Genomic DNA, 19,094 nt, shown 5'->3' on the forward strand with positions numbered 1-19,094 from the left:
AGTTCGTAAGGGCTTGGCCGAAGGTCCTGTGAACCGGTTCGATCTTCGGCGGCGACGTTGCCCGACGCCCCTTATGCCAGGGCAATTCGCGACGAACAGCCCTTTTACCGGGTGCTAGCCCCCATTTTCGGCGAGGGTAAGACGTGATGGACGCAAACGCGAAGGCTCGTTGCGAGATGACCGCCGAGGTCTTTCGGGCTTTGGCCCATCCCTCCCGGGTGTTCATCGTGGAGCAACTCGCGGAGCACGGAGAGAAGTGCGTCTGCGAAATGACGGCGCTGATCGGCGCCGACATGTCCACGGTCTCGCGTCACCTCTCGGCTCTGAAAAAGGCCGGCGTCATCGAGGACGAACGACGCGGAACCATGACGTTTTACCGATTGCGGACCCCCTGCGTGCTGAACTTTTTGCAGTGCGCAGAGAAGGTTCTGCGGGAAAGTTATCAGGCCAAAGTGCAAATGCTGAAGTAGAGGATCAGGCCCGGCGACTTTCCCGTTGGCGGCGCGTGGGGCGGATGATGAACGCCCGTTTGTTCGCAAGTCAATCTTGCATTATTGGCCAAACTTGCATACGATAGCGACTCGACAGGAGCGTAGGATGAACAGGAAAGAATGGGGAATCCTGATCGCGCTGGTCGCGGTCTTCGCCTTCGCCTATTTCGTCAACTTCAACTCCGAACGCATCCAAACGGCGATCATGGAGGCGTTCCTGATGCTCCAGTGGTATGCCCGAAACCATACCCTGGGCTGCGTGGTGCCCGCCATGTTCATCGCCGGAGCGATTGCCACCTTCCTTTCCAAGGAGGGCGTGCTGCGGCACCTCGGACCGCAAGCCAACAAGGTCGAGGCCTACGCCGTGGCTTCGGTGTCGGGGACCGTGCTGGCGGTTTGTTCGTGCAGCGTGCTGCCGATGTTTGCCGGCATCTATCGGGTGGGTGCCGGTTTGGGGCCCGCCGCCGCGTTCCTCTATTCCGGACCGGCCATCAACGTCATGGCGATCTTCCTCACCGCCCGCGTGCTGGGGTTCGACCTAGGCATCGCCCGGGTCGTGGGCGCCATCGTCTTCGCGGTCGTCATCGGCCTCTTGATGGCCCTGATCTTCCGTCGCGAGGAAGAGAACCGTACCAAGGCGATGATGGCCTTGCCGCCGTCCCCGCCCACCAAACGAAAGTTGTGGCAAAACGCCGTCTTTCTGGCCGCGATGATCCTGTTTCTGGTCTTCTCCGATTGGAGCGACCCCAGCCGCACGGTGGTCAAGCTTCAACCCAATACGCCGGTCACGCTGATGGACGGCACCAAGGAGCGATTGCAGGCGGAGGAGTTGGACGTCGCCGTGCTGCTGGAGACGACCGCCGCCTACCGCTTCCAGCTTGAAGAACCCGCCGACCGCTTCGCCAAGGGCGTCAAGATCAACGTGGATAAGCAATACGTCTTGGAGAAACGCCAGGACACCCCGCCCGGCTATGAATGGGCGGCCTGGCTCTATCCTCGGCGTTGGTATGTGGCGGGCGTGTTCCTGCTGCTGACCCTTGCCATGTCCTTCTCGTGGTTCGAGAAATCGGAACTGAACGCCTGGATGGCCGAGACCTGGAGCTTTTCCAAACAGATCATCCCCTTGCTGTTCATCGGGGTGTTCGTGACGGGTTTTGTGGGGGCGCTGCTGCCGGAAAAGGCGGTAGGAGCCTTGGTCGGCGGAGACAGCCTCCGCGCCAACCTCGTCGCCTCCGTCATCGGCAGCGCCTGGTACTTCGCCACCTTGACGGAAATCCCCATCTTAGAGGCGTTGATCGGCTTGGGTATGGGCAAGGGACCGGCGCTGTCGTTGCTCTTGGCCGGACCCGCCCTCTCCCTGCCCAGCATCGCCGTCATCTACAGCGTTTGGGGCTTCAAGAAAACCGCCACCTTCGTGGCCCTGGTAGTGGTCATGAGCGCCCTGGTGGGCATGATTTTCGGGGCCTTCTTCGTGTGAGGTCTCACGCGGCGACCGGCGAGGGTCCGGTAATCCGCCGTTTTTCCTTTCAAACTTCGAACGACCAGTCTTACAATTCACAAGATGGAGGAACGAACCATGAAGCTGATTCAAGTTCTCGGACCGGGTTGCGCCAAGTGCACCGCGCTGGCGACCAATGCCGCGGAAGCGGTGAAACAGGCGGGCGTCGAGGCCCAAATCGAAAAAATCTCCGATATCGCCACCATCACCGCCTTCGGCGTCATGATGACTCCCGCCCTCGTGATCGACGGCGAAGTCAAATTGATGGGCAAAGTGGCGAGCGTGGACGAGATCAAGCAGTTATTGACCGCTTGAACGACGCGGCCGGGCCGACCGGCTCCCCCGCCAAAACAACGGTCTTGCCGTAAGGAATACCAATCATGAGTGACGAGAAAACCCAAGGTGGCTGTTGCTCGGGAGTGGCCAAGCCGATCGTGTTGACCTGCTCGGGCGCCTCGAACCTGGGCCGCATGGCCGACTTGGCGGCACGCAAAATGACCGCCGACGGCATCGCCCAAATGTCGTGCCTGGCCGGAGTCGCCGGCGGCGTGCAAATGATGCTGGACGCCTTGGCCGCCGCCCCCGCCGTCCTCGTCTTGGACGGGTGCGACTATGAATGCGGGAGAAAAGTGATGGAGAAGGCGGGCTACACCGACTTCCATCAATTGCGACTCGACCAAATGGGGATGAAGCGCGGCGAAACCCCGGTCACGGGCGAAAACGTCCAGCGCGTCGTGGCCGAGGGCGCCAAACTGCTCGGCGTCGCCCTATCTTAGCGGCGGGATTTCGTACGTGCCCTTTTGAGGAGTGCTCTGACCATGGCGGAAAAGAACGGCATGCGAGCGTTGTTGACGGGAGCCTTGCTCCTGCTGGTGGGCATGGCCTTCGGCGCGATCTTCGTCAAGATCGGCCAGGCCCAAAAGCCTACGGAGGCCGCCCCCGCGGTCGCTCCCGCCGTACAGGTCGCCGAAACCGTGAACAAGGCCCCTCAGGACGCCGTCTTGGTGTACCTGTGCCACGGCAATGTGCGATGCCCAACCTGCCTGAAGATCGAGGCCTCCACCAAAGACGTCCTCGAACGGATGTTCGCGGACGATATTCGGGCGGGCCGCGTGATCGTCAAGGAGGTCAACTACGAGCAACCGGAGAACAAGGATTTGCTCACCAAGTACGAGATCATCGCGCCCACCGTGATCATGGTTCAGCTCAAGGACGGCAAAGAGGTAACGTACCGGAACATCATGGAGGTCTGGCAGACCGTCCACGAACCGGACGCCTTCCAATCCTTGATCTCCGACAATCTGAAGGATCTGTTGCCGAAAACGGCCTCCTGAACGGCTAGAGCCTCGAACCTGCACCGAATCCTAGAGCCTCGGGCGTGAGCTGGTGGTGTAAACCCTAGAGCCACCAGCGTGAGCTGGTGGTGGTGTGCGTGAACTTTGCACGCGAACCCTAGAGCCACCAGCGTAAGCTGGTGGTGCCCGCGGTGGTAAGCGCTGGGTAGCGCCGAAGCCACCGCCGGCTTACGCCGGCGGCTCCAATTACGCTCGCGGTGCCAAGCGCGCTGGCGCTTCCCTCGTGTTGCGCCGCGCCATCGCGCGCACACACTGGAGCCACCAGCGTAAGCTGGTGGTGTAAACCCTAGAGCCACCAGCGTAAGCTGGTGGTGCCCGCGGTGGCGTCGTCGGCCAAACACCAAACAATTGGGTAGGAGCTTCGCACTCCATGAACACGCAATGGTGGATGCAGCAGGGACCGCTGATCGCCTCGTTCGGCCTGGGTCTGGCGACCGCCGTCGCACCGTGCCCGATGGCGACCAACATCGCCGCCATCTCGTACCTGGGTCGCAAGGTCGGCAACGCCCGAGCCGTGTTTCTGACGGGCCTGCTCTACACGCTGGGGCGATCCCTGGCCTATTTTCTCCTCGCGCTGATCATCGTGACCGGCTTGGCGGCCTTGCCCGGCATCTCGGCGGCCCTGCAAACCTACGGACACATGTTCCTGGGGCCGTTCCTCGTCTTGGTGGGGATGCTGCTATTCGGTTTGCTGACGATCCCGCTGCCGTCGATCGCGGCGGGCCGATCGCAGGCGGTGGCGGATTCGGCCGGCATCTGGGGCGGGCTGCTCTTGGGCCTCCTTTTCGCCCTGGCCTTTTGCCCCACCTCCGCCGCGTACTTCGGCACGGTCATCGCCATCGCGCAGGGATCGCAAGCTCCGGCGGCCTTCCTGAGCCTGCTTTTCGGCGTCGGGACGGGCTTGCCCGTCGTCGCATTCGCCGCCCTCGTGGCCTTCAGCGCCCAATCGCTGGGCAAGGCCTTTCAGGTGATGACGGTCGTCGATCAAGTGGTTCGTTCGGTCGGCGGCACGCTCTTCATCGCCGTCGGCATCTACTTCATCGTAAAGTACCTTTTCGACGTGCCTTTGCCGTTTTGAGCGCCTGCGACGATGTCGGCCAGGCGTTCCCGACTTGGCGCCGGGACACCACCAGCTTACGCTGGTGGCTCCAGTTTGTGCGTGGATAGTTCACACCACCACCAGCTTACGCTGGTGGCTCCAGTTTGCGCGCGACGCCGTAAGCCTCATTGGAGCCGCCGGCGTGAGCCGGCGGTGCCCCGCGAAACCGTGGATCCAAGGACCTCCCCCATGGACGACTCGACGCCTCCGCCTCGACCCTGGAAACTGTGCGATCTGACCTACGCCGCCGTGCGACAGCAGCGCTACGAGGTCGCCGTGCTCCCCTTGGGCGCCACCGAACCGCACAACCTCCATCTGCCCTACGGCATGGATACCCGGGAGGGCGACCTGATCGGCGACGCGGTCTGCGAGGCCGCCTGGCGGCGAGGGGCCAAGGTCATCCTCCTGCCGACCATCCCCTACGGCACGGAGACGAACCTGCGGGCGTACCCCTTCGCCATGAACCTGAATCCCAGCACCCTCCACGCCGTGCTGGCCGACCTGATCGAGTCGCTCACGCACCAGGGCATCATGAAGATCGTGTTGCTGAACAGTCACGGCGGGAACGACCTGAAGGGCTTTCTCCGCGAGATGTACGGCCGATCGCCCGCCAAGCTCTTCCTGTGCAATTGGTACGCCTCGATTCGCGACGTTTATCACCAAATCTTCGAGGAACCGGACGACCACGCCGGAGAGATGGAAACCTCGCTGGCGCTGGCGTATTGGCCGGAACTGGTGGCCTTGCGTCCCGACGGTTCGCCCGACGCGGACTCCGGCAGGACGCGACCCAGCCGATTCGAGGCCGTCAACCTGGGCTGGGTGTCGATCACGCGACCGTGGCACCTGTTGACCACGAACGCCGGGGCGGGCAATCCGCACCGCGCCGCCGCAGCCAAGGGACGTCGCTTGGTGGAATTGCTGACCGAGCGGATCGGCTCGTTCCTGGTGGAATTGGCCCAATCGCCGCTGGACGAGACGTTCCCGTTTTGACGCCCTGTTGCGGCAAGCGCTGCGCCGCGCAGTCGCGCGAATCCTAGAGCCACCAGCGTAAGCTGGTGGTGGCGTGAACTATCCACGCACATACGGGAGCCACCAGCGTAAGCTGGTGGTGTTAGTGGTGAATCCTGGGTTGCGCCGAAACACCGCCGGCTTACGCCGGCGGCTCCAGTTACGCTCGCGCCTCCACATGCGCCGGCAGATCCAATAGCTTTGCGTTGTGTTATCGCGCGAACTAGAGCCACCAGCGTAAGCTGGTGGTGAATCCTGGGTAGTGTTAAGACACCGCCGGCTTACGCCGGCGGCTCCAATAGCTTTGCGTTGTGTTATGGCGCGAACGGGAGCCACCAGCGTAAGCCGGTGGTGGCATTTGACGCGCGGCCATTCTCGACCTAGAGTTGCAATGGCCTCCTGATCGACTCGCCAAGCCAAGTCGCGCGGGGTCGGCCGACGCTGGGGAGATTGCACGCTCTCATCACCGAGGAGCTAGGGGAGCCGAGACATCGGGCGGGACGACCGGCCTCGAGCACCACGCTTGCAGCCGCGACTTGCCGCGAGTTTCTTCACTTCCGACTGAAGGAATTGATTGCCTGCGGGCCGGTCTTGCCGGTTGCACGGGCGAAATTCTCGGCCCTCGCGTGCTCTCTGTTTCGTTCATCTCGTTTTGGCAACGACAAGTAATCGGCTCGGCAGCGAATGCCAATACACCTTGTGTACTTCTGCAAGGGGACGGGCGCATGAGTCACGGTGCCTTCGTGCGGAACGCGGACCCGGGTTGGGCGGCCTGCCTGAACCCGGCGGATGAGGCGGTACGGGACGGGGTCTGGCAGACCCTTTCGGCCTTGATGCCGGACGTTCATCCCGGTGAACGTCGCGAATGCGTCCGATTCAATTTCCCTTATCTCGTGCGGCTGACCATGGTGTCCGAGGATGACGGAACGCCCCGCGGTTCTCCCGTCGTCGTCGTGGGACGGCAAATCTCGGAAGGCGGATTGGGCTTCTATCATCCCAAACCGCTGGCGGCGCGGCGGATGATCGCCACCTTCGATGCGGGCGGCGAGCCTGTCAGCCTGCTCATGGAACTGCTGTGGTGCCGTTCCACGCAACAGGGATGGTACGAAAGCGGCGGACGCTTCGTCGCCCGAGTGCCCAATCCCGAAACGCCGATGTGAGCCGATAGCGCGCTTGGCACCATTAACGTCATGGGAGCCGCCGACATAACTAGAGCCGCTTGCGCAACTGGAGCCGCCGGCGTGAGCCGGCGGTGGCTTCGGCGCTACCCAGCGCTTACCAACGACGCCACCATGAACACTACCACCACCAGCTTACGCCGGGGGCTCTGAGGTTTATGCGATGCGGCGGAGGACGAAGACGGCGTCTTCCGTGCAATCGTCCAGGGGGATGACGTCGTCGATGTCGTAGCGGAAATCGTGGACGGCGGCGATCTCCCAACCGCCCGCCTTCTTCAACAGGCCGCGAAACTGCGCGGCGGTGTAGGTGCGGAAATCGAACTCGTCCACGATGCGGAAGCATCGCCGCGGCGTGTACACGTCGAATTGCAGGCGGACCCTTTCGCGGCGTGCCCGACGGTCCAGGCTGAGGCTGCGCATGAGGGAATTGACCTGCAACATGCCGCGCCGCGCGACCCAGGCCTCTTCGGTGCATTGGGGCGGACGGTTGGGGGTGAGGTGCAGGCCGATGACGTAGATTCCGCCGGGCGCGACGGCCTCGGCCATGCAGCGGAAATGCCCCACCGCCGCCCGCTCGTCCGCCACGTGACGAAAGCTGTTGATGGCGTTGTAGGCCGCGTCGCACGGTCGGGGCAGCGAGAAATCGGTCATGTCGCCGACCACGGCGACGGGCTTCTTGCCCGCCTGAACGAAGCGGCGGTTGCAGTAGTCCACCGCTTTCGGGTTGAGGTCCAATCCGCACACCGCGTAGCCCGCCGCGCTCAGTCGAATCAACATCCGCCCCGTCCCGCACGCCGGTTCGAAGACGCGGCGTACGCGTCGCCCGGCATAGCGGCGGAAGGCGGCCTGGAGGAACCGCATCTCGGCGGCGCAGTCGGCGCCGAAGAGCACGTCGTAATACTTCGGGTAGTCGTAGATGCTGCCGCGGATCGTTTCCATCAGGCGTCTTGTTCCCGTTTCTTCTCGATCTTGGCCCAAGCGTCCTTGAGGGAGACGGCGCGGTTGAAGACGAGTCGGCCCGGCCGGGAGTCGGGATCGACGCTGAAGTAGCCCAGCCGCTCGAATTGATAGCGCGTGCCCACGGGGGCATCTCGGACGCTCGGTTCCACGAAGGCGGGCGAGACGATCTCCAGCGAGTCGGGGTTCAGATTCGCGCGCCAGTCCGCGCCCTCGGGGACGTCGTCCGGGTCGGGCTTGAGGAAAAGGTGATCGTAGAGACGCACTTCGACCGGCAGGGCGTGCTCGGCCGATACCCAGTGGATGGTGGCCTTCACCTTGCGTCCGTCCGGGGCATTGCCGCCGCGCGTGTCGGGATCGTACGTGCAATGCACTTCGGTCACCTGACCGGTGGTCGGATCCTTGACCACGTCGGTGCAACGGATGAAATAGCCCCAGCGGAGGCGGACCTCGCGACCCGGCGACAAGCGGTAGTACTTGGGCGGCGGCGTCTCGCGGAAGTCGTCCTGCTCGATGTAGAGCACTTTCGAGAAGGGGACTTTGCGGGTGCCCATCCCCGGGTCTTCGGGATTGTTCACGGCGTCCAATTGCTCGACGAGATCGTCGGGATAGTTGTCGATCACCACGCGGAGCGGACGGAGGACGGCCAAGACCCGCGCCGCCCGGCGATTGAGGTCCTCCCGCAGGCAGTGTTCCAGCAGCGAGATGTCGATCACGCCGTCGTACTTGGCCACGCCGATGCGACGGCAGAACTCGCGGATCGCCTCGGGGGTGTAGCCGCGCCGCCGCAGACCGCAGATGGTGGGCATCCGCGGATCGTCCCAGCCTCGCACCAATCCCTCTTGCACCAACTGCAAGAGTCGCCGCTTGCTCATCACGGTGTAGGTCAGATTGAGCCGCGCGAATTCGATTTGACGCGGCGCGTAGATGCCCAGGGCTTGGATGAACCAATCGTACAGCGGGCGGTGGATCTCGAACTCCAGCGTGCAGATGGAATGCGTGATGCCCTCGATGGAGTCGGATTGCCCGTGCGCCCAATCGTAGGTGGGATAGATGCACCACTTGTCGCCCGTCCGATGATGCGTCGCCCGCAGAATGCGGTACATCACGGGGTCGCGCATGTTGACGTTGGGATGGGCCATGTCGATCTTGGCCCGCAGCGTCCGCGAACCGTCGGGAAACTCGCCCGCCCGCATCCGGCGAAACAGGTCGAGGTTCTCCTCGGGCGAGCGACGGCGGAAGGGGCTTTCGCGTCCCGGTTCGGTCAGCGTGCCGCGGTATTCGCGGACCTGCTCCGGCGTCAAATCGCAAACGTAGGCGTAGCCCTTGCGGATCAATTCCTCCGCCCATTGATAGAGTTGCTCGAAGTAATCGGAGGCATAGAAGCAACGGTCCTCCCAGTCGAATCCCAGCCAGCGGACGTCCTCCATGATGGATTCGACGTACTCCACGTCCTCCTTGGTGGGATTGGTGTCGTCGAAGCGGAGGTTGCACTTTCCGCCGAATTCCTGCGCGATGCCGAAATTCAAGCAGATGGACTTGGCGTGCCCGATGTGCAGATAGCCGTTGGGTTCGGGAGGAAACCGCGTATGGACGCGGTCGTAGCGACCGTTCCGCAGGTCTTCGCGAATGGCCTCGCGGATGAAATCGCCGCCGCCTTCGCAGGGAGGGCACCCGCCCTGCGCTCCGTTGCGGGCGATCGTTTCCGGTGCCGGTTTCGGTTCGGATGTGTTGTCGTTCATGACCGTCTCCGTGATGGAGTTCCACTTGATGGGGCGGAAAACAGCGGCCTTCCCGCCGGGTTCTCGCCGCGTTGCGCACGGCGATCGCGCCGCGATCCGCCTCGACGCGCTACGCCTCATTGTTGCCGCGCGGCAGGGGCGGACAAGGGGACGGCGGCCCGGTTCAGCCCTCGCCGCTTCCGCAAAAGCGTCGCTCGGCGGTCTCCAGTCGCGCCGCCGTTTCATCCTTGCCCAAAATGGCGATCGTCTCGAACAGTCCCAGTCCGACCGTTCGACCGGTAAGCGCCACCCGCAGCGGATGGATGATCCCGCCCAGCTTGATCCCCTGCCGCTCCGCGAAGGCGTGCACGGCCTGTTCGAGGTTGGCGGGCAGGAACGGTTCGACTTGGGCCAAAGTCTCCGCGGCTTGTCGCAACAAGGTCCCCGCTCCCGCCGCCCGAAGGTGCTTTTCGACCGCCTTGGGGTCGAATTCCAAGCGTTCGTAGGGGAGGAAGAACTCGGGATAGTTGAGGATTTCTCCGGCGACGCGAAGCCGATCGCCCGCCGCCTCCACCACGCGCGCCACCCGTTCGCGCAGTTCCTCGGGAAGCGGCGAGGGGACCCAACCCGCCTGTTGCAGGAACGGAATCACCGCCTCCGTCCGCTCGGCGAGCGGCACTTGCTGCATGTGGCGCTGCTGGAAGGCCGTGAGCTTCTTCGGATCGAAGGCCGCCGGGGCCTTGTTCACGCGATCCAGCGAAAACACCTCGACCAATTCGCGGCGGGAAAAGTGCTCCGTGCGGTCGTCCAGCGACCAGCCCAACAGGGCCAAATAGTTGACCACCGCCTCCGGCAGAAAGCCCACGATGCGATAGAAGTCCACGACCACGGGATTGAACAGGTCGTCCGAGGCCGTCAAGCCGATCCGCCGGGCGATGCCGCGCCCCAGGTCCATCAATTCGGCGAAATCGCGGTTTTTCAGATACTTGTCCAACTTCCGTTTGCTGAGTTTGGTCTTGCTGCCCGGTTCGGCCACGAAGGGCAGATGCGCGAATTGGGGCGGTGCGTGGCCCAACGCTTGCAAAATGAACACCTGCCGCGGCGTATTGGAAAGGTGCTCTTCCGCCCGAATCACGTGCGTGATGCCCATCGCGTGATCGTCCACCGCGCTGGCCAGGTGATAGAGCACGGAACCGTCGGACCGCTGAATGACGTGATCCTGCTCTTGCGACCAATCGAACTCCACGTCGCCGCGGATCAGATCGCGGACGATGAGCTTGCCTTCTCGGGGAATCTTCAGTCGCACGACGGCGGAGCGACCTTGGCCGCGGAATCGGGCCTCGTCCTCCGGCGTCTCGGCCATGAAGCGGCGACTGTACACGAAGGGGCGCTTTTCGGCTTGGGCGGCCTCCCGCTCGGCCTGAATCTCCTCCGGCGTGGCGAAATCCTTGTACGCGTTTCCCGATGCCAGCAGCTTTTCCACCGCCGCCGCGTAAATCTCGTGCCGCTGGGACTGATAGTACGGCCCGACCGGACCGCCCACCTCCGGCCCTTCGTCCCAATCGATCCCCAGCCACCGCAGGCCGTCCAAAATCGGCTGCAAGGCCTCCTCGACGTTCCGCTGCCGGTCCGTGTCGTCGATCCGCAGGATGAATCGACCGCCGTGACGCCGCGCGAACAGCCAGCAAAACAGCGCGGTGCGGACCCCTCCAATGTGAAGATAACCGGTGGGACTGGGAGCGAAGCGTGTGCGTACCGTCATGAAAGGGCGACCTGATGGACGGAGTTGATCTAAAATGCAGATAGTGGGCGGTCGGCCTGATGTCCGCGGCGCGGAGGACCGCAAAAACGCAAATATAACGCGATTGGAACGAACTGCCTATGTCGCCGGTACGGGATGATGCCTTGTTGCGGTGTTCGCGGGTTCCCGCGGCGGTCCGCTCTCCGCCGCCGATCGCCCTGCTCGCCGTGCTGGTTTGGTTCGCGTCGTTCGCCCCGGCCATGGATCGCACCAAGGGGAATCCGCCGTCGCCCAAGCAGGATTGGGTCACCATCGACGAGCCGAAGTTGCTCGCGGCGGGAATCCGGCGATTGGAGGGGCGGCATCTGACGCTCTTCACCGATCTCCCCCCCTCGCCCGAGGTCGACTCCCTGTGCCGCGTGTTCGACGCCGCCTTTCCCCAGTGGTGCCGCTATTTCGGCGTGTCGGGCGAGAACAACGACGATTGGCGGATGCGCGGATTTCTGATCGACGACCGCGAGCGTTTTCGCACGCTGGGCTTGCTCCCCGCCCGATTGCCGCCGTTTGCCAACGGCTACTCCGTCGGCGACCTGCTGTGGCTCTATGAGCAACCCACCGACTACTACCGCCGCCATCTGCTGCTGCACGAGGGGACGCACGGCTTCGTTCGCTCCTTTTTCGGAGAATTTGCTCCGCCCTGGTACAACGAAGGCATCGCCGAACTGCTGGGCACGCATCATTGGGACGGCACCGCGCTGACTTTGGCCTATACGCCGCGCTCGCCCGACGAGGTTCCCATGTGGGGGCGCGTCAAGATCGTGCGGGATGCCGTTCGCGCGGGACGCGGCCTGTCGCTGGAACAGGTGCTGGGCTTCGGGCCGACCGCCCATCGCGAAATCGGTCCCTACGGTTGGTGCTGGGCTTTGACCGCGCTGCTGGACGGCGATCCCCGCTTTCGAGATCGCTTTCGCTCCCTGGCCCGCCTCCTGAACCGGCCGGACTTCGCCCGGCGCTTCGACGAACTGTTCGCCGCCGATCGGCGGCTCCTGCAATTGGAGTGGCTGCTCTTCACGCACAACATCGAGTACGGCTACTCGTTCGAGGCCGAGGCCCTGGACTTGCGACCGGGTGTGCCCTTGCCCTCCGCGGGCGCCGGATACTCCGCGGCGTGTCATCGCGGTTGGCAGAACACGGGCTACCGATTGCAGGCGGGCACGACCTACCGGATCACCGCCCAAGGCCGATACACGGTCTGCCGTGACGGCGGCGATTGGGTCTGCGAGCCGAACGGCGTGACCATCCGTTACCACCGCGGAAAGCCGCTGGGAATGCTGCTGGCGGCGGTCGATGCGCCCGACTTCCCCCCCGACCGACCCGGCGGACTGCTCAATCCCATCGCGGTGGGAAGCGAGTGCCGGTGGTCGCCTCCGGTCGCGGGGACGCTCTTTGTTCGCATCAACGATTCGCCCGCCGAATTGGCCGACAATACCGGTTCGGCAAGCGTCTTCATTCGTCCCGAAGAATGATGAAGCCCGCTGGTTCACCGCCGGCTTCCGCCGGAGGCTCCAGGTATGTGCGTGAATCGTTCAATCCACCGCCGGCTTACGCCGGCGGCTCTAGGCTTAGCGCATAACATCCGGGAGCCACCAGCCTAAGCTCGTGGTGTGAAACGTAGAGCCACCAGCGTAAGCTGGTGGTGCAAAATCTGGAGCCACCAGCGTAAGCTGGTGGTGGCAGCGGTGGTGAGCGCTGGGCAGCGCCGAAATCACCGCCGGCTTACGCCGGCGGCTCCAATAGCGTTGTGGCGCGAACTGGAGCCACCAGCGTGAGCTGGTGGTGGCAGCGGTGGCGAGCGCTGGGCAGCGCCGAAATCACCGCCGGCTTACGCCGGCGGCTCCAATAGCGTTGTGGCGCGAACTGGAGCCACCAGCGTAAGCTGGTGGTGGTCCACGCTGGGTAGCGCCCAAACACCGCCGTGCCCACCCCGGCGCCGCGTCGTTTCGGCGACCTTCTTGCCGCACGAGCCCTCCCGTATAATCGCTTCAAGACGCGGAGGCTCCGCGCAGCATCGCCAACCTCATGATTCGGTACTCGATCATGGCCTCGAAAAGCAAGATTCTGATCGCCGACGATAACCCCACCAACGTGGAACTGCTGGAAGCCTACCTCGCCGATTTCGACTGCGAAACGGCGGTCGCGGCGGACGGTGAAGAGACGCTCCGCGCCGTGGAACAATTCCGACCCGACGTCATCCTCCTCGACATCATGATGCCGCGTCTCAGCGGCTTCGAGGTCTGCAAGCGGCTCAAATCCGATCCGCAAACGAAGGGAATCATGATCCTCATGGTCACGGCGTTGAACGAACCGGGCGACATCGAACGGGCCGTCCAGTCCGGTTGCGACGACTTCCTCAGCAAACCGGTCCACAAATTGGAACTCCTCAAACGTTTGGATAACATGCTGAGAATCCGGCACATTTCGGACGAGGTGGAGCGTCTGCGGGCCTACATCGAGCAAATGGAAGAACGCCGCCGCTAACCCCGCCGCGCACCCTTTCCGCGAGTGTGCGTGTAATCCGGGACCCTCTGCAAGGAGCAACCCCATCGGGGACGGAGTCTGTCATGCAAATCGGATTGGTGGGATATCAGGGCTGCGGCAAGAGTACGCTGTTCCATTGGTTGACGGGCGTGGCGCCGGATCCGGCGTTATCGCACAGCGGCCAAAGCGCGATGGCGGCCCTGCCCGATCCGCGATTGGAGGAACTCCGCAAGCTCTACGACGCGAAGAAGGTCACGCCCGCCGCGCTGGAGATCATGGACACGCCCGGCCTCAGTCGTTCCCATCAAGGAAACGCCGCCAAGTTGGCGGTGCTGCGGGACGTGGGCTGCCTGGTGCTGGTGGCGCCGGCCTTCGGCGGCGCCGATCCCGCCGCGGAATTGCAATCCTTCCGCGAGGACTTGATCCTGGCCGACCTGGAGATCGTTACCGGTCGCATCGAACGCGTGCAAGAGTCGCTCCGCAAGCCGCGACCCAAGCAGGATCGCGAGACGTTCGAGGAGGAATTGGCGGTGCTGCAACGGGTCAAGGAGGGCTTGGAAGCCGGGCGGCCGCTCACCGAGGCCGACATGCAACCGCACGAACTGCGGCATACCCGCGCGTTCCGACTGCTCAACGAGAAGCCGCAATTGGTCGTGGTCAACACGTCCGACGACGAGACCGACTTCGGCCGTTTCGCCGCGATGCTGCCCGCCGATCTGCCCGTCTTCGCCGCCCCACTCTCGCTGGAGGTGGAACTGGCGGCCATGAATCCGGAGGAGCGCGCGGCCTTCCAGGCGGAGTTGGGTGTGGGCGGCGCCGATCGCGGCGAATTGCTTTGGAAAATGCTGCGGGTCTCCGGCAGGCAGACCTTTTTGACCGCCGGACCGAAAGAGGTCCGCGCCTGGCTCATCCGCCGCGGCGCCACCGCCGTGGAGGCCGCCGAAGCCATCCACACCGACTTGGCCAAGGGCTTTATTCGGGCGGAGGTGATGAACTACCATGACCTCATCCGCCTGGGAAGCGAGCGCGAGATGAAGGCCCACAACCTGGTCCGGCACGAACACAAGGACTACGTGGTCCACGAGGACGATATCCTGCTGATCCGGTTCAGCGGGTGAAAATCGTGCGCGATCGTTTCGCCTGGAGCCACCAGCTTACGCTGGTGGCTCCAGGATTCGTGCGATCGCGCGGCGCAGCGCTAGGAAATCGTTTGGAATCGCAGGCGCGATTGGTGGCGCCGGCGTAATTAGAGCCGCCGGCGTGTGCCGGTGGTGAAATCAAACCTGGAGCCACCAGCGTGAGCTGGTGGTGGAGTCCTGGGTAGCGCCGAAACACCTCCAGCTTACGCTGGAGGCTCCCGCTCGCGCGTTCTGCCATGCGCATTCTGGAGCCACCAGCGTGAGCTGGTGGTGGAGCCTTGGGTAGCGCCGAAACACCTCCAGCTTACGCTGGAGGCTCCCGCTCGCGCGTTCTGCCATGCGCATTCTGGAGCCACCAGCGTGAGCTGGTGGTGGAGTCCTGGGTAGCGCCGAAACACCTCCAGCTTACGCTGGAGGCTCCAAAACGCGCTGGAGGCTCCAAGACGCGCCGGTGGCTCCAAAACACGCCGGCGGTTTCCCCCGCGGCAACATCACGTCCGCCAAGAGGCCCGTTTGTGATCCGCATTTTGGCCCTACTTCTGATCGTCCCCTTCGTGGAGTTGGTCCTGCTCCTATGGTTGGCGGATCGCGTCGGTTGGTTGCCGACGTTGGGCATCATCGTCGGCACCGCACTGTTGGGGGCGTTCGAACTCCGCCGCGAGGGTCTCCGCTGTCAGCGGCGTTTTCGGGAAGCCCTGCAACAAGGCGAACTACCCGCCGAACCGCTCTTCGACGGCCTGCTCATCCTCATCGCCGGGGCGCTCCTGCTGACGCCCGGGCTGATTACCGACGCCGTCGGTTTCGCGCTGCTTTTCCCGCCCTCGCGGGCCTGGATTCGGGCCTATCTCCGCCGACGCGTGGCGCGGTATCTGCACGTGTCCGTGGACGGAATGTCCTTTACGTCCACCGGACCGTTCGACCCGTTCGAAGACGACCCGTCCGCCGGGGCGAAAGGGCGGTCGGGTGCCCAAGACGACGTCATCGACGTAAAATTCAGAGACTCGGATTGAGTCGCGGCGCCCGACCCCGTCGCGTCGGCGCGGTCATTTCCCGCCTGATGAGATTCAAATCGCTTACCGCGAGAGCATTCCATGTCTGCGCGCGTTTTGGAAGAAACCCATCCTTTCGCCCCCTATCGCCGACTGCCGCCCGAGGAATTGGTCGCCCGCATTCAGCGCGTCAAGGCCGAAATGGGCGAGCGCCTGCTGATTCTGGGCCATCACTACCAGCGCGACGAGGTGGTCGAACTGGCCGACCTGCGCGGCGACAGCTACCGCTTGAGCGCCTTGGCGGCGGAGAACGAGACGTGCCGGGCGATCGTCTTCTGCGGCGTCCATTTCATGGCCGAGACGGCGGACATCCTGGCCAACCGTCCGGAACGCCTGGAGCGGCGGAGCGGCGAACGCATCCCCGTCGTTTTGCCGGACCTTTCGGCGGGTTGCTCCATGGCCGACATGGCCGAGATCGACCAGGTCGAGGATTGTTGGCAACAATTGTCGGAAGTCGCCCCGCCCGAAACGATCGTGCCCGTCACCTACGTCAACTCTTCCGCGGCGATCAAGGCCTTTTGCGGACGGCACGGCGGCATCGTGTGCACCTCCGCCAATGCCGACGCCGCACTGCGCTGGGCCTTGGACCGCGGCCAAAAGGTCGTGTTCTTCCCCGATCAGCACTTGGGACGCAACACGGCACTCAAGATGGGCATCACTTTGGAGCAAATGCAAGTCTGGGACCCGCACGAACCGGAATGGGGCGGCGGTCGCCCGGAGGAATTGGCCCAAGCCAAGATCATCCTTTGGAAGGGCCATTGCAGCGTGCATCAAATGTTCCTGCCGGAACACGTGGACTATTTTCGGCGGGAATACCCGGGCATCAAGATCCTCGTTCACCCCGAGTGCATGCGTGAGGTCGTGGCCAAGGCCGACGAAGTAGGCTCGACCGGAAGGATCATCCGTTTGATCCGCGAGGCCGCGCCGGGCACGCGCTGGGCGGTGGGCACGGAATTGCACCTGGTCAACCGCCTCAAGAAAGAGCACCCCGAGCAGGAAATCTATTTCCTCTCGCCCGTGGTGTGCATGTGCTCCACCATGTACCGCATCGACTTGCCACACCTGTGCTGGGCGCTGGAGAACTTGGCGGCGGGCACGCCGGTGAACGTCATCCGCGTGGATGATGCCACCGCCGCGGACGCCCTGATCGCCCTGGAACGAATGTTGGAACTTCCCGGCGGCGGGTGACCGCCGCGCGACGCGCGGATCACCGGCGCCGCAGTCGGCCCACGCTCGACTCGTAGTAGCGTCGGCGCCGCGTTTCCACCGCCGCGTCGCCTTCCTCGCTTTGAGCCTGCAAGTCGCGGAGGTTGGCCTGGCAAAAGCGGCAACCCACCTCGCGCAAGTGGATTTCCATGTACTGCCGAGCGGTGTCGTCGAGGGTTCCCAGCAAGTAGGCCGACCACTCGCGGCGGTCGGGGCAACTCGCCCGGCGACGGCGCCAAATCTCGCTCAGGGTGTGCACGCCCGAGTCCCGCCGCGCGTTGATGGCCGCCAATTGTTCCAGCAAGGCCGGTTCGCGACGCAGCCTTTGCTCGATCTCGGCCATTTCATCGGCGGGCAAGGCCTCGTCCAGGTAGGCCTCCAGGTCGTGTTGTCGCAGAGTTCGTTTCATGGCGCGTCGTCGAAGCGGCAAGCGGCGCGGCGATCAATCCCCGCGCAATTCGGGAAAAAGCTCCTCCGGCGGATTCTGCCGCCGCACCGCCGTTCGCAGTTTGTTCAAAAAGTCGAACTTCCAGTTGGCGACCTTCTGTTCGTCCACGCCCAGCAGTCGGGCCGTTTCGTTGTTCGGGCGACCGCGGAGGAACAGCAGTTCCAGGCAAGCGGCGCGGAGCCATTCGCCGTTCTGCTTGATCCGCGTCATTTGCTCCGCAACGGCGGCGGCCAAGGCGTCCTCTTCGAAGCCGCGACGTTCGCGACTGCCCAGCACGGTGCTCGGCCCCCGACCTGCCCCCGCCGGATCCCACGGCGAACCGCTCGACCCTAGCCCGGAAAGCGGCACGGCAGGGCGTCGTCCCACGCGGCGGAGGTGATCCGTCAACTTGTGCGCGGCGATGGAGAACAGCCAGCTTTCCAGGGATCGCTTGCCGTCGTAGTTGGGCAGACTGTTGAGGAACCCCAGAAAGGCCTCTTGGACGAGGTCTTCGGCGGTCATGCGGTCGCCGACGCGGGACTCGACGAAGGCCAAGAGTCGGCCCTCGTAACGACGGATCAATTCGGCCCAGGCATCGGCGTCGCCTTCCCGAATGCGTCGAATCAGCAGCGGTTCATCCCGCCCGACCGCGGTCATGCCAACCCCCTCGCAACCGATACGGCAGGCCCTGGGCGTCCTGCACGGGAGCGGATCGCCGCTTCCCGATTATCCATTGTGACCGGAACGGGTGGATGATTCCACGGGCGGCGGCGTCACGGATAGACGGCGACCGGCACGCCCACCTCGCGGCGGACCGCCTCCGCCCAGGTCTCCAGTTCCTCGGCGGAGAGGGGTCGGGCGAAGGATTCGGCGGGCTTTCGGGCGACGGTGTACAACTGCACGCGGCGGAGCGATCCTCCCGCCTCCAGCACCTCCCGCAGCCGGGCGCAATAGGCTGCCCGTTCGGCATCGTCCAGCGGTTCCTCGCCCCATCGCATGAGCAGCGTTTGGATGACGATCGGCCTGGCCCGCGCCGCCTCGGTGATGTTCTCCAGGATTTGCCCAAAGGAGATCGAGGTCCGCGCGATGCGGCGGAAATAGGCCTCCGTGCCGGCGTCCAGCTTCGCCCAAATCTCGCCGCCGTTGGCATCCAACAGGGCCAACCCTTCGCGGACGGCAGGCCGATGAAACATGGAAGCGTTGGTGATCAGCACCAGCTTCAAATCGGGCGGCGCCAGTTCGCGCCGCACGGCGGCGGTCGTCTCGATGACCTGCGGAAAGTTGCGGTAGGTCGTCGGCTCGCCGTCGCCGCTGAAGGCGATGTCCTGAAAGCGGCGGAATTGGGCGGGAGTCTCGGCGAAGGCCGGATCGCGGAAGATTTCGCCCGATACGATCCACGGGACCGCCTGCCGCAACTCTTCGTCCAGTTGCCTCAGATCGAGGAATTCCCGCTCTCCCATTTCGCGGCGGTCCACCTGGCAATACACGCAATCGAAATTGCAGACCTTGTCCAGGTTCAGGTTGACCCCCAGGGACACGCCGCCCGCCCGGCGACTGACCACGGGATACACGTACTTCCAATCGCCGAAGCGGCGGGGATGATGGCGGAAAACCAGGGGAGCGAGCGAGGGATCGGACATCGAAAGCGGGTCCCCGCGGCCGAACTTGAAAACGTCTCGGAGGAAGA

Annotated in this window: 19 protein-coding genes; 13 read left to right on the top strand and 6 right to left on the bottom strand. The window is 64.1% G+C overall.

Features of this window, described 5'->3' with window-relative positions; translation table 11 throughout:
- Nucleotides 1–146: 146 nt before the first annotated feature.
- From ACYQ6J_RS14790 to ACYQ6J_RS14825, 8 genes are all read left to right on the top strand, one after another.
- Entirely contained in the window at nt 147–470 is a 324-nt protein-coding gene (locus tag ACYQ6J_RS14790; protein WP_460185551.1) for an ArsR/SmtB family transcription factor, read from the top strand.
- A 127-nt stretch (nt 471–597) separates the two neighbouring features.
- Nucleotides 598–1,968, top strand: coding sequence for a permease (locus tag ACYQ6J_RS14795; protein ID WP_460184959.1), 1,371 nt, complete (start codon nt 598–600; stop codon nt 1,966–1,968).
- A gap of 99 nt (nt 1,969–2,067) precedes the next feature.
- On the top strand, nt 2,068–2,304 hold the full coding sequence (locus ACYQ6J_RS14800; RefSeq protein WP_460184960.1) for a thioredoxin family protein: 237 nt from the start codon (nt 2,068–2,070) through the stop codon (nt 2,302–2,304).
- Nucleotides 2,305–2,369: 65 nt separating this feature from the next.
- Nucleotides 2,370–2,765, top strand: coding sequence for a putative zinc-binding protein (locus ACYQ6J_RS14805; protein ID WP_460184961.1), 396 nt, complete (start codon nt 2,370–2,372; stop codon nt 2,763–2,765).
- A 42-nt stretch (nt 2,766–2,807) separates the two neighbouring features.
- Complete coding sequence (locus ACYQ6J_RS14810; RefSeq protein ID WP_460184962.1) at nt 2,808–3,323, top strand: nitrophenyl compound nitroreductase subunit ArsF family protein; 516 nt, start codon at nt 2,808–2,810, stop codon at nt 3,321–3,323.
- Between the two features lie 391 nt (nt 3,324–3,714).
- The gene (locus ACYQ6J_RS14815; protein WP_460184963.1) at nt 3,715–4,422 is read left to right on the top strand and encodes an aromatic aminobenezylarsenical efflux permease ArsG family transporter; all 708 of its coding nucleotides are present in this window, start codon (nt 3,715–3,717) and stop codon (nt 4,420–4,422) included.
- 210 nt (nt 4,423–4,632) lie between these two features.
- Complete coding sequence (locus ACYQ6J_RS14820) at nt 4,633–5,433, top strand: creatininase family protein (RefSeq protein WP_460184964.1); 801 nt, start codon at nt 4,633–4,635, stop codon at nt 5,431–5,433.
- 743 nt (nt 5,434–6,176) lie between these two features.
- Nucleotides 6,177–6,611, top strand: coding sequence for a hypothetical protein (locus ACYQ6J_RS14825; RefSeq protein ID WP_460184965.1), 435 nt, complete (start codon nt 6,177–6,179; stop codon nt 6,609–6,611).
- A 174-nt stretch (nt 6,612–6,785) separates the two neighbouring features.
- Here ACYQ6J_RS14825 and ACYQ6J_RS14830 read toward each other — a convergent pair whose 3' ends face one another.
- The 3 genes from ACYQ6J_RS14830 to gltX form a co-directional block, all read right to left on the bottom strand.
- Complete coding sequence (locus ACYQ6J_RS14830) at nt 6,786–7,568, bottom strand: class I SAM-dependent methyltransferase (RefSeq protein WP_460184966.1); 783 nt, start codon at nt 7,566–7,568, stop codon at nt 6,786–6,788.
- A complete protein-coding gene (locus tag ACYQ6J_RS14835) occupies nt 7,568–9,328 on the bottom strand; it encodes a glutamine--tRNA ligase/YqeY domain fusion protein (protein WP_460184967.1) in 1,761 nt (586 codons plus the stop codon). Before ACYQ6J_RS14835 ends, ACYQ6J_RS14830 begins: the two co-directional genes overlap by 1 nt.
- 163 nt (nt 9,329–9,491) lie before the next feature.
- Nucleotides 9,492–11,069, bottom strand: coding sequence for a glutamate--tRNA ligase (gltX, locus tag ACYQ6J_RS14840; RefSeq protein WP_460184968.1), 1,578 nt, complete (start codon nt 11,067–11,069; stop codon nt 9,492–9,494).
- 119 nt (nt 11,070–11,188) lie between these two features.
- Here gltX and ACYQ6J_RS14845 point away from each other — a divergent pair, with 119 nt between their 5' ends.
- From ACYQ6J_RS14845 to nadA, 5 genes are all read left to right on the top strand, one after another.
- Entirely contained in the window at nt 11,189–12,574 is a 1,386-nt protein-coding gene (locus tag ACYQ6J_RS14845) for a hypothetical protein (RefSeq protein WP_460184969.1), read from the top strand.
- Between the two features lie 571 nt (nt 12,575–13,145).
- Entirely contained in the window at nt 13,146–13,586 is a 441-nt protein-coding gene (locus ACYQ6J_RS14850) for a response regulator (protein ID WP_460184970.1), read from the top strand.
- Nucleotides 13,587–13,669: 83 nt separating this feature from the next.
- The gene (locus ACYQ6J_RS14855; RefSeq protein WP_460184971.1) at nt 13,670–14,704 is read left to right on the top strand and encodes a DUF933 domain-containing protein; all 1,035 of its coding nucleotides are present in this window, start codon (nt 13,670–13,672) and stop codon (nt 14,702–14,704) included.
- 536 nt (nt 14,705–15,240) lie between these two features.
- Nucleotides 15,241–15,735: an FxsA family protein gene (locus ACYQ6J_RS14860; protein ID WP_460184972.1), complete on the top strand. Its 495-nt coding sequence runs from the start codon at nt 15,241–15,243 to the stop codon at nt 15,733–15,735.
- A gap of 81 nt (nt 15,736–15,816) precedes the next feature.
- A complete protein-coding gene (gene nadA / locus ACYQ6J_RS14865; protein ID WP_460184973.1) occupies nt 15,817–16,962 on the top strand; it encodes a quinolinate synthase NadA in 1,146 nt (381 codons plus the stop codon).
- A gap of 19 nt (nt 16,963–16,981) precedes the next feature.
- On the opposite strand, the gene ACYQ6J_RS14870 is transcribed toward nadA, so the two are convergent.
- The 3 genes from ACYQ6J_RS14870 to ACYQ6J_RS14880 form a co-directional block, all read right to left on the bottom strand.
- Nucleotides 16,982–17,389, bottom strand: coding sequence for a hypothetical protein (locus tag ACYQ6J_RS14870; protein WP_460184974.1), 408 nt, complete (start codon nt 17,387–17,389; stop codon nt 16,982–16,984).
- A 33-nt stretch (nt 17,390–17,422) separates the two neighbouring features.
- Entirely contained in the window at nt 17,423–18,064 is a 642-nt protein-coding gene (locus ACYQ6J_RS14875) for an RNA polymerase sigma factor (protein WP_460184975.1), read from the bottom strand.
- A 116-nt stretch (nt 18,065–18,180) separates the two neighbouring features.
- Entirely contained in the window at nt 18,181–19,047 is an 867-nt protein-coding gene (locus ACYQ6J_RS14880) for a radical SAM protein (protein ID WP_460184976.1), read from the bottom strand.
- Nucleotides 19,048–19,094: the final 47 nt, after the last annotated feature.

It is taken from the genome of Thermopirellula anaerolimosa (assembly GCF_054657335.1).